Genomic DNA, 16944 nt, shown 5'->3' on the forward strand with positions numbered 1-16944 from the left:
CTGGATATAATGCCTGCCTTGAATGATCGCAAACCCAGACTCATCATAAGGCGCGGAAACGGCATGGATATCCAGTTATGGTTGAAGGAATTCAGCAGCGATGCCGTGGCCATCGCCTTGAGTGTGGCGCTGATCGCTGGCTATTACTTCCGGCTATGGCGACAGGTCGGCCGTGATCCAACCTACACCATTCATGGCGTCAACCAGCTTGCCCGGACGCTGTGGGTGGCCAATGTCATGCGCAATCCGGCCAAGGATGTGATGGCGGTGCAGACCCTGCGCAATTTCATCATGGGCGCCAGCCTGATGGCTTCGACGGCGACCTTGCTGATCATCGGCACGCTGACGCTATCCGGGCAAGCGGAAAGCATCTCCAATAGCTGGCACGTGCTCAACGCCGGCGGCACGCATGCGGCCGAGCTGTGGATTACGAAGGTGCTTTGCCTGCTGATCGACTTTATCGTCGCGTTCTTCGCTTTCGTGATGTCCGTGCGCCTGACAAATCACGTCGTTTTCATGATCAACACACCGGAGTCCGGTGCGCACCATCTGCTCTCGCCGGAAGCAGTGGCAAGGCGCCTGAACCGGGCGGGCAATATGTTTACCGTCGGCCTGCGCGCTTTTTTCTTTGCGGTGCCGCTGGTGTTCTGGCTGTTCGGGCCGGTATTCCTGGTGCTGGCCACGGTCGGACTGGTCTTGACGCTGCACCAGCTTGACCGCAGCGATCCGGCGCCGCGGGAAGCATTGCCGGATCGGTAGAATTGGCGAATGGCACTGACCAGACTCCATCGCCGGATCGCCGCTTTACTGGCCTGCCTTGCCGTCCTGCTCGCGGCGCTGGCCCCGTCCGTGTCGTCTGCCTTCGCTCAAGCGCCTGCGCAACTGCGCCTTTCCGCCGGCGATGGACCCGGTATGGAATTCTGCAGCGCCGACACTTCAGCTACCGGCAAGCATAGCGCCGCCCCGTCACGATCCGGCAGCGACCACGGGCTGCACTTCGAGCAGTGCCCATTCTGCTTCACGCATGCCGGCTCGTTTGCACTGCCCCCGTCCGCTTCATTCTTCGTGCCGCTGCTGACAGCGCAGGCCAACTTCCCGGCGCTCTTCTATCAGTCCAATAGACCATTATTTGCCTGGTCCAAAGCGCAGCCTCGCGCACCGCCTTTCAATTCCTGGTTTGCACCTCGCATCTGACGCCGATTGGCCGACAAGGCCGTCGGCTGTCCTTCTTTAGCGCATCTCCTGCCAGCCACTGCCTGGCAGAGGGCGAATCACAGGAATCATGAAATGACCTTCTGCAAATTCATTGCGGCGTTCACTGCCGCCGCATTGCCTGTTGCCGCATACGCCAGTTGTGGCGCCGCAACCTGCTCGGTTAACTCCGGATGGACGGCGGAAAACGCCGCCACGGAAACCGGCTCCGCTTTCGAACTGCGTTACGAGTACATCGACCAGAGCCAGCCACGCAGCGGCTCATCGCGCGTTGGCGTGGGTGAAATTCGTCGTCACCACGATGAAGTCAGTACAACGAACCAGAGCTTCATTGCCAGCTACAGCAAGATGTTTTCTTCCGGCTGGGGCATCTCCTTGGTAGCGCCGCTGGTTTCGCGCGACCACCAGCACGTTCACAATCATGGTGGCGCCAGGATTACCGACAGATGGAATTTCACCGAGCTTGGCGATGCCCGCGTGATAGGGCGCTACCAACGGCCTTTGGAGGGGAATTTTTCAGCGCCGGCTACTGCAGGCGTCAGTTTTGGCATGAAGCTGCCCACCGGCAGCACGACTGTCGCCAATGGCGCAGGCAATGTCGCCGAACGCAGCCTGCAGCCAGGAACAGGAACAAGCGACGCCATCATCGGCGCCTACTACCACCAGAAACTGCCCAAACAGGACGCATCCTGGTTTGCCCAGGCGCAGTACCAGCGCGCGCTGAACAGCAATGCAAACTACCGGCCGGGTGCTGTACTTGGCATGGATGTGGGACTGCGAAAAAGCCTGGGCGAGCGCGTGGCAGGTTTGCTGCAGTTGAACGTCGTGACCCGACAGCGCGACGGCGGCACCGCCGCCGAGCCGGCGGACAGCGGCGGACGTTCTGTGTTCCTGAGTCCAGGCCTGGCGTATGCACTGGGGGAGGGCTTGCAGGTGGTGGGTTTCTACCAGCAGCCGCTGTACCAATACGTGAATGGCGTGCAGCTCACCATGCGTCGCGCGGTCGTGCTGGGGCTCAGCGGACGGTTTTAATGTGAGGCTGCGCACCCATTGGCGCTTTCAATTGGCTAATGGGGTGGAGTGGGGTACGAAGTCACTGTGTTGTCATCCCGCGTAAGCAGGTGCATCAGCTTGGGATGAATGAACAACTTTTCGCGCCCCACGGCCCTTTCTTCCAGCACACCGATATCCACCAGTTGCTTCAGGTAGCGGGAGGCAGCTTGCCTGCCAGCGATGTCTTTCTCAACCAGGTTCTGTATGCGGCAATAGGGCAGGTCGAAAATCATGTCCACCAGTTCACGGCTATAGATTTTTGGCGCTGCCTGCTTCACATGCGCAACGGTCAGTACGGACAGGGTGCGGATTGCGGAAATCTTGGCGCTGGTCCAGCGCGCAGTATCCTCGACACCCTTGAGCAGATAGACAATCCACGGCTCCCATGCCTGGCTGCGCGTTACTTCAAGCAGCAGGCGGTAATACTCGGCCTTGTTCTGGATGATGTAGCGGCTGAGATAAAGAATCGGCAACGTCAGCAGGTCTTCCTGAATCAGGTACAGGCTATTGAGCACCCGCCCGGTCCGGCCATTGCCATCGGTGAAGGGGTGGATCGCCTCGAACTGGTAATGCCCGACGGCCATGCGAATGAGCGGATCGATATCCCGCTCTTCGTTCAGATAGCGTTCCCAGTTGGCCAATTTGGACCGCAACAGGTCCTCTCCGACGGGCGGGGTGTAGATCACTTCTCCGCTGGTCTGGTTGGCGAGTGCCGTCCCCGGTATGCGTCGCACCTGCATCTCGATACCCTTGATGCGCGTGCAGACTTGTTCAGCGGTGCGTGTGTTCAGTGGCGTGCGTCTGAGCGCCCGGAACCCTTCCAGTAACGCGCTGCTGTGGCGCAATGCCTCGCGCGTGGCGGCGTCGGCATGCTCGCCCGCGCTCTGAAACTGAAACAGCCGGTCGGTGGTGGTGACGATGTTCTCGATTTCGGAACTCGCCTGCGCTTCGAGTAGCGGCAGGGCGTTGATCAGCACCCCCTGGTTGGGGATCAGCTCGGCCGCCTGTTTCAGTTCGGCCAGCGCCGCACGCGCGGTAATGCATTGCTTGAGCACCGTGCGCGTCTCCAACTCGGTCGTTGGCGGCAAGGCAGGCAAGTCGTTGTAAGGCTGGTCTGGACGCCAGGCCGACATGGTTTAATATTTGAATTTTTGCGACATGACGCCAGTTTATGTCGCTTGCGGCGACAGGTCAATTGAATGTGTCGCAATTTTTGCGTTTTGGCGACATAACTGGTCCGGGCTTCGATTCCGGAGCGGAATCTGAAATAGACGGCACCCAGCACGCGAACAGTCAGTTATCCGGAAATTCCGGATAACTGCTGCGGCTTCCTCCCGAAAAAGGCAGCCCGCCCACTGATGTGGGGAGGCTGGCGGCACCACATCAGTTGCAAATCAGACGTTGAACAAGAAGTTCAACACATCCCCATCCTTCACCACATACTCTTTCCCCTCGGCGCGCATCTTGCCCGCTTCCTTGGCGCCTTGTTCACCCTTGTACGTAATGAAGTCGTCGAACGCAATGGTCTGCGCGCGGATGAAGCCGCGTTCAAAGTCCGTATGGATGACGCCGGCTGCCTGTGGTGCGGTGTCGCCCTGGTGGATGGTCCACGCCCGCACTTCTTTTACGCCGGCCGTGAAATAGGTTTGCAGGCCGAGCAGCTTGTAGGCGGCGCGGATCAGGCGGTTCAGGCCGGCTTCCTGCAGGCCCATGTCGGTAAGGAAGGCTTGCTTGTCCTCGTCGTCGAGGTCGGCAATCTCGGCTTCCATTGACGCGCAGATGGCGACCATCGGTGCGCCTTGCGACTCGGCATAGGTAGCCAACTGGTCCAGCAAGGGATTGTCGGTGAAGCCGCTGTCGGAGACGTTGGCGACATACATCGCCGGCTTGGCGGTGATCAGGCACAGTGGCTTGATCAGCGCCAATTCTTCTTCATCCAGGCCGAGTGAACGCACTGGTTTGGCTTCATTCAGATGCGGCGTGATGCGCTCCAGCACCGTGACCAGCTTGAGCGCGTCCTTGTCGCCGGAGCGGCCTTTCTTTTGTTCGCGGTGCAGCGCTTTTTCCACCGTGCCCAGGTCGGCCAGCGCCAGCTCGGTCTGGATCACTTCGATATCGTCGAGCGGGCTCACGCGCCCGGCGACGTGGATCACGTTGTCATCGACAAAACAGCGCACCACATTGACGATGGCGTCGGTCTCGCGCACATGGGCCAGGAACTGGTTGCCCAGGCCTTCGCCCTTGGAAGCGCCGGCGACCAGGCCGGCGATGTCGACGAACTCGACCGTGGCAGGCACTACCCGTTCAGGCTTGACGATGGCCGACAGCGCATCGAGCCTGGGGTCTGGCACTTCGACGATGCCGACATTGGGCTCGATCGTGCAGAACGGATAATTTTCGGCGGCGATGCCGGCTTTGGTCAGCGCGTTGAACAGAGTGGACTTGCCAACATTGGGCAGGCCGACGATGCCGCATTTGAGACTCATGGGATTCCTTTGAAATCAGTGCACCTGCAAGGCCCGGCGGGATTGGCTGGCTACGGGACAGTGCGGGAAATTACGGCAGGAAGGCGACGGCGCGAAACGCGCGCGCGAGTTGATTGCCGGGAAAGGCGGTATTGTACCTCTGCACCCGTTGCTTCTCCAGCGTGCCGGCCTTGTTCCTGACTTCATGCCTGGTTTTGGGCCCGGCGTTGCAGATGGACTGACATCCGCAAGCGTGCTCAGGCCGGCAGGCCCGCCAGCATCTCCAGCAGGCGCGGGCCGATGTCATTGTTGGCTTGTTCCGGTGTGCACCGGCTGACGTGCATGGCGCAGTTGAACACCACGATCCTGCCATTCACCCGGTGCGGATAGGGTGCGGCGACCGCCACGATTTCCGGCCGCAAATCGCCGAACGAGGCGCAAAAACCCATGTCGCGATATTGCGCCATTCCCAGCAGCAGGTTCTTTTCGTGCTGCTCCCATTGCGCCGGCTCCTTGATCCGGATTTCATTGATTGCCGCTTGCCTTTCCTGCGCGTCGCAGGCCGCCAGCCACGCCCAGCCGATTGCCGTGGCCGCAATCGGGTACGACAGGCCAATGTCGGCCGTGCGTGAGGACCGCGCCCGGCGGCTGCGGCTGGATTCAATGAAAACAATATTGAGCCGGTCGCGGATTCCCATCGACACCGACGCGCGGGCGTAATCCGCCAGCGCATTCATGGCAGGGCGCGCATCTTGCCGCAGGCGCATGTTCGCCAACAGCGGATAACCCAGCGATACGGTGGCCGAACCAAGCTCGAAACGCGCCGAGCCGCTTGCCTGGCGCAGGTAGCCGAGCTGGCACAGCGTATAGGTCAGGCGCGACACGGTGCCCTTTGGCAAGCCCAGCAACTGGCAAAGGTCCTTGTTGGCCAGCGTGGGGCGGTCGGGCGAAAAGCATTTCAGCAAGTGCAGGCCGCGCGCCAGCGTGGTGGCGAACTGCTTGTCGCCGGCATGTGCCAGGTCGGCGGGAAGCACCCGGGAAACGGCGTGTTCTTTCTGCTGCGTCATTGACAACTCCATGGGCCGGCGGCCAGCCGCTGGTGTCTTTCGCATCGATTTTCCGGTGTTGATTGGCGTTGAATTGTACGGAATATCGAAACACCATTCGATTGCTGCGGCCGATGGTACTACATTGAATGTCCAAGCCATCCGGCAGCAGTCAGCAAAGAGGAGAGTGACAGTGTTCTACCAGCCCGGCGTCAGCAGCAGCGGCCTTCCCTACAACCCGTTCAAGTCCTGTTGCGTGCCACGGCCGATTGGCTGGATATCCACCGTGAGCGACGACGGCAAGCACAATCTTGCGCCGTACAGCCAGTTCCAGAACGTCAGCTGGGATCCGCCGATGGTTTCGATCGCTGTCAATTGCCGAAAGGATGGCTCGTTGAAGGACACGGCGGCAAACATCCTGGCCAACGGCGAATTCGTGTGGAACATGGCGACCTACGACTTGCGCCAATGGGTGGTATCCACCTCGCAGGACATGCCGCCGGGGGTGGACGAATTCGAGGCGCTCGGCATTCCCAGCCTTGGCTCGACGCTGGTACGCCCCAGGCGGGTTGCCGGCTCGCCGGTCCATTTCGAATGCAAGCTCAGGCAGCATGTTTTCTTGCCGGGCAATACGCCGGAAGCGAACACCTATTTGTTCATCGGCGAAGTGATGGGCGTGCACATCAAGGAAGAATTCGTCTCCGCCGAGGGCATGCTGGACATCATGAAGATCAAGCCGCTGGCGCGGATCGGATATCTCGACTACATCACCGTGGACTCGAAATTCGAGGTGGTGTCGCCCAGCTTCAGCGGCTTTGACAGCGTGCCTTTCATGCACGAGGTCAAGCACCCGTAATCCAGCATCCAGCAACAAGGATTGAGCATCGAACCTGTGTAATCAAGCAATCCGTCCTGTCAGCAGCAAACCTATAAATCAAATCAAGGAGACGACATGCGATTCACCCCCAAGGACTGGCTCAAGCGGGCAGTGCTGCTGGCGCTGGCCACATGCACCCTGCCGGCATTGGCGCAAGCCAATGCCTTTCCATCCAAGCCCGTCCGTATCGTCGTGCCCTGGGCGGCCGGAACCGGCACCGATTTGAATGCCCGCGCAATCGCCCAGCAGATCACGGCAGCCAGCGGACAAACTGCCGTGGTTGAAAACCGTCCGGGTGCGGTCGGTTCGGTCGGAACCGGTGAAGTCAATCGTGCGCCGGCGGACGGCTATACCGTCCTGGCCACCTCCAATGCCCATATCGCCAACCTGTTCCTGATGAAGAACCTGCCTTACGATCCTTTGCAGGATTTCATTCCTGTGAGCGGCACCCGCAAGTTGCCGTCGCTGATCGTGGCGCGTCCCGGCCTGGGCATCAAGTCGCTGGCGGAATTGACCGAGCTGGCCAAACGCCAGCCCGGCAAGATCAGCTTTGGGGCGGGCACATCGGCTGGCCGCATCGGCATGGAGCTATTCCAGGAAATGACGGGGACGAAATTGCTGCATGTCCCGTACAAGGGCGCGACGGCGGCCCTGACCGACCTGCTTGGTGGCCACGTCGACGTGATGTTCATCGACATCTTCAATGTGCTGTCGCGGGTCAAGGATGGCCGGGTGGTCGCGTTGGCCGCGACCGGAAAGACGCGCCTGAAAGTATTGCCGGACCTGATGACCGCAGCCGAAGCCGGCTTGCCGGGCTATGACGTCGGCAGCTGGAGCGGACTGTGGGTACGCAAGGGCACGCCGCCTGAAGCGGTCGCTTTCCTCAACAGGATGGCGAAGAAGGGTGCGGAAGCTGAAAAGGAGCAGGTAGAAACGGCGGGTGGTGAAGTATTCATCACGACGCAGCCGGAATTCGCCCGCTACATCGAGAGCGAAGCGGCAATGTGGAAGAAAATCACGACCATTGCCAAAATCGTTCCCGAATAATCGCCCGGGCTTCGTGGGCCAGGCGGCACACAACAGCCGCCCGGCCCGACGCACAGGCGTCAAGGCCCGCTGCCTTCAGCGCGCCGAATGCAGTTGCATCATGGCTGCTTCGAATTTGCCTTCGCACAGCAGGGGCACGATGTCGATGCTGTTGTCGATGGCGTGCTCGATCGCTTCTTGCTCGTCCTTGCGCGGCCGGTGCAGCACGAAGTCCACCACCGGCTGTTGCAGTCCAAGTTCGCGCGGGTGGCCAATGCCCAGCCGCAGCCGCCAGTAGTCCTGGCTGCCGAGCGCGGCGGTGATGTCCTTCAAGCCATTGTGGCCGGCCGCCGAGCCGCCTTTTTTCATCTTTGCCGCACCCGGCGGCAGGTCCAGTTCATCATGCACGACCAGCACTTCTTCCGGCGTGATCTTGAAGAAGCGGGTCAGTGCGCCGACGGATTGGCCGGACCGGTTCATGTAGGTCTGCGGCTCCAGCAGCCACACTTCGGCCGTGCCCACGCGAGCGCGCCCGGCCAGCGCCTGGTAGCGCGTTTCCCGGGACAGTGGCGCCCCCAGCTTGGCGGCCAGTCGGTCGACCAGCCAGAAGCCGGCATTGTGCCGGGTCTGTTCATATTCCGGCCCGGGGTTGCCGAGGCCGACTATCAGGCGGATGGACATGTGCGCAAGGCCCGATCAGGTTCGTGGCGGAGTAAAAAATTCAAAATACAAAATGCAAAATGCAGATTCGAAATTGCAATGCAGGGAAAGTAAAACGCATTAGACACAAAAAACCCGCCTTGCGGGCGGGCTTCTTGTACTGCGCCAGCGGCGGCAGTCTTACTTCTTGGCTTCGCCTTCGGCGGCTTCACCGGCGGCAGCATCGCCGACTTTACCGGCCGGGATGGCGGCGGTGGCAATGGTCGGATCGTCCTGGCCATGCAGCACTGCGGTCACGCCTGCAGGCAGTTTGACCTTCGACAGGTGCAGCGACTGGCCGGCTTCCATCGTCGACAGGTCGACTTCGATGAATTCAGGCAGGTCTTTCGGCAGGCAGCTGATGTCGAGGTCGGCCATCACGTGGCTGATCACGGCAGCGCTCAGCTTGACGGCTGGCGAAACGTCGGCGTTGATGAAGTGCAGCGGCACCTTGACGTGGATCTTCTGGCTGGCATCGACGCGCTGGAAGTCGGCGTGCATCACCAGGGCCTTGAAGGCGTGCATCTGGAAGTCGCGCAGCAAAACCTGCTGCACCTTGCCATCGATGTCCATTTCGAGGATGGATGAATGGAAGGTCTCTTTCTTCAATGCGTGGAACATCGCATTGTGGTCGAGCTTGATCGAAACCGGCGCATCTGCGCCACCGTAGACGATGCCCGGTACCATGCCGGCTTTGCGCAGGCGGCGGCTCGCTCCAGTCCCCTGTTCATCGCGCTTGTATGCAACTACTTTCATGACATTACTCCAGTAAATGCAAGGCATTGCCTTGCTGTTGTGGCCCCCCGCGACCAGGGGGCCAGAAAGGCGCAGCCGAGGCTGCGCTCAATAAATCTGTAAATCCTGAGCCGAAGACCTGGCCCGGTGATGCCAGGCCGGTACCGAGCCGCTGTAGCGTCGGCGTCGGGCCGAAGCCAGTTGATCTTCAGTCGATGAACAGCGACATGACCGAGTCGCCCTTCGTAATGCGCTTCAAGGTCTCTGCCAACAGGCTGGCGCAGGACAATTGCCGGATTTTCGGGCAGTTGCGCGCGGCAGCCGACAGCGGAATCGTATCGGTGACCACCAGCTCGTCCAGCGGCGAGGTGGAAATGCGCTCGATCGCCGGGCCGGACAATACCGGATGGGTGCAGTACGCGATGACTTTCTTGGCGCCGCGCTCCTTGAGCACTTCGGCAGCCTTGGTCAGCGTACCGGCGGTGTCGACCATGTCGTCCATGATCACGCAGTTGCGGCCTTCGACTTCGCCGATGATGTTCATCACTTCGGACACATTGGCTTTCGGCCGCCGCTTGTCGATGATTGCCAGGTCGCAGTCGAGCCGCTTGGCAAGGGCGCGGGCACGTACCACGCCACCAACGTCGGGCGACACCACCAGCAGGTCGTCGTATTTCTTGCTGACCAGGTCGCTCAACAGGATCGGCGAGGCGTAAATGTTATCAACCGGGATATCGAAGAAGCCCTGGATCTGGTCGGCATGCAAATCCATGATCAGCACGCGGTCGACGCCGGCTTCCTGCAACATGTTGGCCACGACCTTGGCTGAAATGGCCACGCGGGCCGAACGCGGGCGGCGATCCTGGCGGGCATATCCGAAGTACGGGATTGCCGCCGTGATGCGACCAGCGGAGGCGCGCTTGAGCGCATCGACCATCAACATGATTTCCATCAGGTGGTCGTTGGTCGGCGCACAGGTGGATTGCAGCACCACGACGTCCTTGCCGCGGACATTCTCGTTGATCTCGACCACGATCTCGCCATCCGAGAAGCGGGAAACGAGCGCTTTGCCCAACGGGATGCCCAACTGCCTGGAGACCCCCGCTGCGAGTTCCGGATTTGCGTTACCGGTAAAAACCATCAGGTTTTCGATTGCCATTGGGGGTACCTGGAGCTTTGTTACGAATTCAGGATTCAGGAATTCAGAAGCCAGTTTGAAAAGCCGCCAATACAGGACGTTTGGGTCTCGTAGTGGCGGCTGGTCATGGGCTTCTCATTTAAATGGCAGGGGAACAAGGATTCGAACCTTGGAATGCTGGAATCAAAATCCAGTGCCTTAACCAGCTTGGCGATTCCCCTACACAACTTGCTGTCCGGACTGCTGCTGCCCTTGCGGGCAATTTCTTCCATGCAGGCCGAACGAATTCGGTCACGACTCAATCAACTGCGACATCGGGTGCCGGTCCATGCCTTTTGCTTTCCAGGCTCGCCACGCGCCACCAAGCGCTGCGATTGCCTGATCGGCATCGCCTTCACATGTGAAGGCGCAAAAAACGCATGAACCAGAGCCGGTCATCCTCGCCTCGCCGAACTTGCCCAGGGCGTCCAGCGCCATGGCTACAGCAGGGAACATGTCGGTGACGACAGCTTGCAGGTCGTTTTTTCCAAAGCTTGCTGGTGCTCTGGAAAAGTCCGATATTGTGACCATTTTCGTGTCGCGTGTCAATTCCGGGGAGCGAAAGATCGTCGGCGTCGGCACCGCCACGCCGGGTTCGACCACCACGAACCAGGCATCCGGGGCGACGACCGGCGTCATCCGTTCGCCGATGCCTTCGACAAATGCGTTCTGGCCGAAGATGAAAAAAGGCACATCGGCGCCGAGCTGGCCACCCAGTTGCATCAGCTGGTCGCGCGACAGCCGGGTGTTCCACAAATGGTTCAGTGCAATCAGCGTGGTGGCGGCGTCCGAAGATCCACCGCCCAGCCCGCCGCCCATCGGCAGTCGTTTGACCACTGAAATGTCGGCGCCCGACTGCACGCCGGTAGCGGCCTGCAACAGCCGGGCGGCACGCACGACGAGGTCATCTTCCGCGGCCACGCCGGCGAGGGAGGACAGGCGCTGCACGCGAGTATCCGGGCGCACTGCAAAGTCGAGTGTGTCGCCGACGTCGAGCAACTGGAAAACCGATTGCAGCAAGTGATAGCCGTCAGGGCGTCGTCCCACCACATGGAGGAACAAGTTCAGCTTGGCCGGCGCCATGCAAGCGGTGAGGCTTGCAGTCATTGCGCCGCGTCCCGGCCCATCGGTTGCCAGGCATCGATCACGATGCGGATTTCCACCTCGCCGGCTTCTTCTGTCCGGCGGCTCAGGTCGATGCGACGCGGACGCAGCGCGGCGGTCGAGTCATCTTCCGCCCAACTGCTATAGATCACGCGCCAGCCATCGATGCTGGTGAGCGCGGTTTCGGCGGCGGGGTTGGCGGCAATCGGCTTGCCATCCACGGTTGACACAAAGCCTTGCAGCCATGAGCGCAAGCCGCTCACTGGCAAGGGCCAGCCCAGTGCGCGCGCTGCCAGCGCATCGACGTCAATTGCGGTCTGTGGCGTCTGGCCGGCGCGCTGGAAGACCGCCTGTGCCGGGGTAATGCCGATGCGCGCCACCTCTTGTCCGAAGGGGGACAGCAGGCTTACCTGGGTATTGTCGGGCCGCTGGGCCCAGGTGAAACTGCCGTTGAGCAGTTGCTCGCCTTGCTGCTGGTAACGCACCGACAGCCTGCCACCGATATCGATCGTTTCACGGTAGACGCGCTTGGCCTGGACTTGCTGTTCTGTCACGGGCCGCACCGGCGCCAGCGAGCAGGCGCCGAGCGCCGCCAGCAGCGCCAAAGCCGGAACCAGCCGGGCAAGGGCGTGCATTCGGGCAGCCATTCGGGAAGCGGGCTTGTGTTCAGCGACCGAAATCAGAGCCGCACCTGCAAGCGCGCCAGCGTCGTGCGCAAGGTATCGTTCTTCGGGTCCTTGGTGCTGGCATCGCGCCAGAATTTGCGGGCATCGTCCTGCATGCCGATCACCCATAGCACTTCGCCCAGGTGGACCGCAATTTCCGGATCGGGCCGGATCGAATAGGCTTTGCGCAGCAATGCTTCTGCCTCTTTCAAGCGGCCGAGCCGGAACTGGACCCATCCCATGCTATCCATGATGAAGGGGTCGTCGGGCGCCAGGCTCAATGCCTTTGCGATCAGGGAGTAAGCCTCTTCCAGCCGTATGTTTCGTTCCGCCAGCGAGTAGCCCAGCGCGTTGTAGGCATGCTGGTTGCCGGGCGATATGCTGATCACCTTGCGTAGCGCGGTTTCCATCACATCCAGCCGGTCCAGTTTTTCAGCCAGCAATGCGTAGTCGTACAGCAGCTCGGGGTTGTCGGGGAATTGCTTCAGCCCGGCTTCCAGCACGGCCATGCCTTCTTTCGGCAGCTCGGCATTGCGCAAAATCTGGCCTTCTGCAATCAGCAATTGCACGCGGTCTTCCTCGTTCTCGACCCGGGCTTCGCGCAGTGCGGCGCGCGCTGCCGGCAGCTGGCCGGATTTGGCCAGCAACTGCGCCCGTTTCACCTGGGCGTTGATGTAGGCGGCCTGTGTCGTCGGGTCGATCTGGTCCAGCCATTTCAGCGCGCCGGGAAGGTCATTTCGCTGTTCCGCGATTTGCGACAGGATCAACAGTGCCTGGGTTGAATCGCGTTCGTCATCCGGACTCTCGGCCATGACCTGCAGGTAGGTCTGCAGGTATCTTTCGGCCCCCGCCAGGTCGTTGCTCTGCGTGCCGAGCAGGCCCAGCGCGTAGAGCACGGTCAGGTCTTTTGGCTTGGATTCAAGCAGCAGGCGAAACTGCGCGCGCGCCGCTTCATATTGTTTTTGCTCGACCAGCGTGCGGGCGTACGCCAGCCGGACTTCCCGCGCATTCGGATTTGCGCGCAGGAAATCGGCAATGACTTGCTGCGATTGTTCTTTTGCCGGCAGGGCCTGGGCCAGGGTCAGGATGGCCAGCTCGGAGCCGGGGTTCAGTGCGAGTGCGCGGCGCGCCTCCTGGGCTGCGCGGCCATTATTGCCCATCGACGTGGCTTGCAGCGCCAGCGCCATATGCGCTTCGGGCACTTCGTCGTAGGGCGCAAACAGCGTCTCCAGCAGATTGAAAGCCGCTGGCTTGTTGCGAGCCCGAGCTACCAGGCGCTGAATCTGCATGATTGTCGTGCCGAGCATTGCTGGCCGTGTCTCTTCCAGTTTTTGTTGCAGCAGCGCTTGCGCCTCGTCGAGCTTGTCGCCAAGCATCACCAGTCCCAGGTAAAACTGGTTTGCTTCATCCGAGGCCGGGGATAATTGCCGCCACAGGCGCACCGCTGCCAGCGCCTCCGGCGCCTGTCGCGCGTTCAGGGCGATTTCTGCGGCGCGGCGGGCAATGCGGGGATCGCGGGTTTGCTGGGCAAGTGAAAGCATGTTCACGTAAGCCGCCTGCCAGCCGCCACGCTGGTTGGCAATTTCTGCGGCGAGGAACCTGACCATCACATCGCCGGTCAGCGGCGCCGATGGCAATGCTTCCTCAGCGCTCGGCTCTTTCGCCTTGGCTGGAGTGCGCCGCGGCTTCGCCGGCGTCGTTGCTTGCTGCGCGATGATCGTGACGGCTTGCCCCTGTGCAATCTTGTTCGGTGCAGAGGAGCCGGGCGCAACCGGGTTCGCACCCATTTGTACCGGCTTGCCTGGTGCAAATGCCGCCGGCGCCGGGTTCGTGACGGCGGATGCGCTGGTGCAGGCTCCCAGCAAAGCTGGCAGCGTTAGAATGAGCAACAATTTCGTCACCGGCAGACTCTTTACGGGAGGGCAAAGATTGATTTTACGCCCAAGCAGCCCACTGGGTGTGGCCTGCCGGCTTCGTATTTTGTTGCCGATTGTCGTATTGCACGTTGATATGGTCGTATTCGAATGCCAGAACTGCCAGAAGTCGAAGTAACCCGTCGCGGTGTCGCGCCGCATGTCGAGGGGCGCGTCGTTACCGATGTGCTGCTGCGGCATGCCGGCTTGCGCTGGCCTTTTCCGCCGGGGCTGCGGGAAACCTTGCTGCAAACTACCTTGCGCAGGACCGGCCGCCGCGGCAAATACCTTTTGCTCCACTTCGACCATGGCACCCTGGTCGTCCATCTCGGCATGTCAGGCAGCCTGCGCGTGCTTCCCGCCTTGTCTGCAGTTCGCTTGCACGACCACTTCGAGCTGGTAATGGGCGAAACAAGCTTGCGCCTGAACGATCCCAGGCGCTTCGGTGCGGTCTTGTGGCATGCAGCCGAAGAGGGCGAAGTCGACAACCACCTGCTGCTGCGCAGCCTGGGCGTGGAGCCGTTCGAGGCAGGTTTTACCGCCGCACACCTGTATAAAAGCACAAGGAACCGCAGCGCGCCGATCAAGCAGCTGTTGCTGGCCGGCGACATCGTGGTGGGCGTCGGCAATATTTATGCATCCGAAAGTTTGTTCGAGGCGGGCATCAATCCGACCACGCCCGGGCGCCGCATCGGGTTGGCGCGGTATGAGCGGCTGGTTGCCGCCGTGCGCCGGATATTGGCGGCTTCCATAGAGAAGGGCGGCAGCACCCTGCGCGATTTTGTCGGCGCCGATGGCCGTGCCGGCTACTTCCAGCAAAGCTATTTTGTCTACGACCGGACCGGCCAGCCCTGCCTGCGCTGCGGCTCGGCCATCCGCCAGATCCGCCAGGGACAGCGATCCACCTTCTACTGCCTGAATTGTCAAAAATAGGGTCGGGTGCTAACGTGCCTGTTGATATGCCGCAAGGCAACCGGCTCGCGTTGGCGAGCAGTCAAGAACATCGGGCCGCGATGTTGGCAATGAGGAAAATGTGAATAGCCTGGTGCAGAGTTTTCAGCAATACAGTGGTTGGCGTTCGTCGGTGTCGCAAGCCCTTGTGCAATACCGTGCCGCAGCCAGCGCGGCAGGCCTGCTGGATCCGGCACTTGCGCGGCGGCTCGACCTTGCCAATGCAAGACTGTCGGAAGACAAGCTGGTGGTAGCCTTCGTCGCCGAATTCTCGCGCGGCAAGTCCGAACTGATCAATGCGATATTTTTCGCTGGCTACGGCCGGCGCATCCTGCCGTCTTCAGCCGGGCGCACCACAATGTGCCCGACCGAACTGATGTACGACGAGACGCTGCCGCCGTCGATCCGGCTGTTGCCGATCGAAACCCGGGCGCAGCCGGAATCGACCAGCGACCTGCGCGCGCGGCCCGAGGCCTGGGAGGTCGCGCCGCTCGATATCGCGTCCAGCGACGGCATGCTGGAAGCGTTTCGCCAGGTGAGCACGACCAAGCGGGTATCGGTGGAAGACGCCCGCCGTTACGGCCTTTACCGCGACGATGACCCGGACATGGCGCAGGCCGTCGGTGCAGACGGCATGGTCGATATTTCCCGCTGGCGCCATGCGATCGTCAATTTCCCGCATCCGTTGTTGCGTCAGGGGCTGGTGATTGTCGATACGCCCGGCCTGAATGCGATTGGCACCGAACCCGAACTGACGCTGAACCTGATTCCCGGCGCCGATGCCGTGTTGTTCGTGGTGGGTGCGGACACCGGCGTGACCAGAAGCGATGCCGAAGTGTGGCGCCAGCATGTCGGCGCCGGCCCTGGCCGGCTGGTCGTGATGAACAAGGTCGACAGCCTGTGGGATGAATTACGCACGCCCGAGCAGGTCGGGCAGCAGATCGCAAGCCAGTTGCATTCGGTGGCGCAAGGCCTGTCCGTGAGGCCGGCGCAGGTGTTTCCGGTGTCGGCGAAAAAAGGCCTGGTTGCCCGGATCAATGACGATCCGGCCTTGCTCGCGCGCTCGGGCATTCCTGCGCTTGAAGCAGCGCTTTCCTCGGAGTTGATACCGGCACGGCAGGAGATTGCGCGCTCGCGGATGCAGCCCGACCTGGCGGCCATCAGGGAGCTGCGTGAAGCCTTGCTGGGCGGCCGGATACGCAGCATCAGAGAGCAACTGATGGACCTGAAGAGCCTGCGCGGAAAGAACCAGAATATCGTGCATCACATGATGGCGCGCATCGACCTGGAGCGTGGGGAATTCGACCAGAGCCTGGTCAAGCTGCATGGCACGCGTGCGGTGTTCAGCCGGCTGTCTGCGGAAGTATTCCAGCATCTCGGGATGGAAGTGATCAAGGGCGAGATCGTCGCCGTGCGTGAGGCGATGGACCGCAGCATTTTTTCGGCCGGCATGCGGGACGCGGTACGCAATTTCTTTGACATTGCGACCGGCAACCTGACGGCGGCGGCGGAAAAAATCGATGAAATATCCAACATGATGCTGGTGATGTATCGCCGTTTTTCGGCTGAGCATGGCATGGTGCTGGCAGCGCCAATGGCATTTTCGATGCAGGCTTACGTCGGGCAGATCCGGGCCGCCGAAGCGATTTACCAGAAGCAGTTCAGTCCGACGGCGATGCTGACGACTTCGCAAGTGGTGCTGATGCAACAATTTTTCGATTCCATCGCATCGCGCGTCAAGCACACCTACTTGCTGGCGAACCGCGATCTGGAGGCCTGGTTGAAAGTCGTCATGACGCCGCTGGAGGCGCAAATGCGCGAGCACCGCAAGCAGCTCAAGCAACGTCGGCTGTCGGTGGCGCGGATTCATGCCGCAAGCGACGACCTGGAAGAGAAGATACAGGCGCTGGATGTCATGCAACAGCAAGTCCAACAGCAGGTCCGCAGCCTGGAAGCGGCCGAACATGCGCTGGAGCTTGCGATTGCCTCGGATCTCGCTCCGCTGCGCAATGCGGCCTGAG

The 16944-nt window shown here is 61.2% G+C and carries 16 protein-coding genes and 1 tRNA gene; 7 read left to right on the forward strand and 10 right to left on the reverse strand.

All coding sequences use genetic code 11. From position 1 onward, the window contains the following. Positions 1-63: 63 nt before the first annotated feature. From Q7T64_RS03015 to Q7T64_RS03025, 3 genes are all read left to right on the forward strand, one after another. Positions 64-759 (forward strand): DUF599 domain-containing protein, encoded by a 696-nt coding sequence (locus Q7T64_RS03015; protein WP_304790939.1) that lies wholly within the window; start codon positions 64-66, stop codon positions 757-759. Between the two features lie 9 nt (positions 760-768). After that, positions 769-1194 (forward strand): DUF2946 domain-containing protein, encoded by a 426-nt coding sequence (locus Q7T64_RS03020; protein ID WP_304790941.1) that lies wholly within the window; start codon positions 769-771, stop codon positions 1192-1194. A 93-nt stretch (positions 1195-1287) separates the two neighbouring features. Further along, entirely contained in the window at positions 1288-2244 is a 957-nt protein-coding gene (locus tag Q7T64_RS03025) for a transporter (protein WP_304790943.1), read from the forward strand. Positions 2245-2279: 35 nt separating this feature from the next. Here the strand turns inward: Q7T64_RS03025 and fic are convergent, their stop codons facing one another. From fic to Q7T64_RS03040, 3 genes are all read right to left on the reverse strand, one after another. Beyond that, complete coding sequence (fic, locus tag Q7T64_RS03030; protein ID WP_304790945.1) at positions 2280-3398, reverse strand: protein adenylyltransferase Fic; 1119 nt, start codon at positions 3396-3398, stop codon at positions 2280-2282. Positions 3399-3659: 261 nt separating this feature from the next. Further along, complete coding sequence (gene ychF, locus Q7T64_RS03035; protein WP_304790947.1) at positions 3660-4751, reverse strand: redox-regulated ATPase YchF; 1092 nt, start codon at positions 4749-4751, stop codon at positions 3660-3662. Positions 4752-4987: 236 nt separating this feature from the next. Beyond that, a complete protein-coding gene (locus tag Q7T64_RS03040; protein WP_304790949.1) occupies positions 4988-5797 on the reverse strand; it encodes an IclR family transcriptional regulator in 810 nt (269 codons plus the stop codon). 172 nt (positions 5798-5969) lie between these two features. Between Q7T64_RS03040 and Q7T64_RS03045 the strand changes: the two genes are divergently transcribed. Both Q7T64_RS03045 and Q7T64_RS03050 read left to right on the forward strand, forming a co-directional pair. Continuing rightward, a complete protein-coding gene (locus tag Q7T64_RS03045; RefSeq protein WP_304790951.1) occupies positions 5970-6632 on the forward strand; it encodes a flavin reductase family protein in 663 nt (220 codons plus the stop codon). A gap of 96 nt (positions 6633-6728) precedes the next feature. After that, positions 6729-7700 (forward strand): tripartite tricarboxylate transporter substrate binding protein, encoded by a 972-nt coding sequence (locus tag Q7T64_RS03050; RefSeq protein ID WP_304790953.1) that lies wholly within the window; start codon positions 6729-6731, stop codon positions 7698-7700. 75 nt (positions 7701-7775) lie between these two features. On the opposite strand, the gene pth is transcribed toward Q7T64_RS03050, so the two are convergent. From pth to Q7T64_RS03085, 7 genes are all read right to left on the reverse strand, one after another. Next, on the reverse strand, positions 7776-8360 hold the full coding sequence (gene pth / locus Q7T64_RS03055) for an aminoacyl-tRNA hydrolase (RefSeq protein ID WP_304790955.1): 585 nt from the start codon (positions 8358-8360) through the stop codon (positions 7776-7778). A 159-nt stretch (positions 8361-8519) separates the two neighbouring features. Next, positions 8520-9134 carry a 50S ribosomal protein L25/general stress protein Ctc gene (locus tag Q7T64_RS03060; RefSeq protein WP_304790958.1) on the reverse strand — a complete coding sequence of 205 codons (615 nt, stop codon included), beginning with the start codon at positions 9132-9134 and terminating at the stop codon, positions 8520-8522. Between the two features lie 187 nt (positions 9135-9321). Further along, positions 9322-10272 (reverse strand): ribose-phosphate pyrophosphokinase, encoded by a 951-nt coding sequence (locus tag Q7T64_RS03065; RefSeq protein WP_304790962.1) that lies wholly within the window; start codon positions 10270-10272, stop codon positions 9322-9324. Between the two features lie 123 nt (positions 10273-10395). Then, a tRNA-Gln gene (locus tag Q7T64_RS03070) sits at positions 10396-10472 on the reverse strand. Between the two features lie 70 nt (positions 10473-10542). Next, positions 10543-11397, reverse strand: a complete 855-nt coding sequence (gene ispE, locus Q7T64_RS03075; RefSeq protein ID WP_304790965.1) for a 4-(cytidine 5'-diphospho)-2-C-methyl-D-erythritol kinase — start codon at positions 11395-11397, stop codon at positions 10543-10545. Beyond that, entirely contained in the window at positions 11394-12029 is a 636-nt protein-coding gene (gene lolB, locus Q7T64_RS03080; protein WP_304790968.1) for a lipoprotein insertase outer membrane protein LolB, read from the reverse strand. The genes ispE and lolB overlap by 4 nt, the downstream gene beginning before the upstream one ends. 44 nt (positions 12030-12073) lie before the next feature. Further along, positions 12074-13960, reverse strand: a complete 1887-nt coding sequence (locus Q7T64_RS03085; protein ID WP_370653245.1) for a tetratricopeptide repeat protein — start codon at positions 13958-13960, stop codon at positions 12074-12076. 123 nt (positions 13961-14083) lie between these two features. Here Q7T64_RS03085 and mutM point away from each other — a divergent pair, with 123 nt between their 5' ends. Next, positions 14084-14905, forward strand: coding sequence for a bifunctional DNA-formamidopyrimidine glycosylase/DNA-(apurinic or apyrimidinic site) lyase (gene mutM / locus Q7T64_RS03090; RefSeq protein ID WP_304790974.1), 822 nt, complete (start codon positions 14084-14086; stop codon positions 14903-14905). Positions 14906-15005: 100 nt separating this feature from the next. Then, the gene (locus Q7T64_RS03095) at positions 15006-16943 is read left to right on the forward strand and encodes a dynamin family protein (protein ID WP_304790978.1); all 1938 of its coding nucleotides are present in this window, start codon (positions 15006-15008) and stop codon (positions 16941-16943) included. The last annotated feature ends 1 nt before the right edge of the window (position 16944 follow it).

Origin of the sequence: Lacisediminimonas sp., from assembly GCF_030645335.1 — a bacterium.
Taxonomy (GTDB): Bacteria; Pseudomonadota; Gammaproteobacteria; order Burkholderiales; family Burkholderiaceae_D; genus Lacisediminimonas.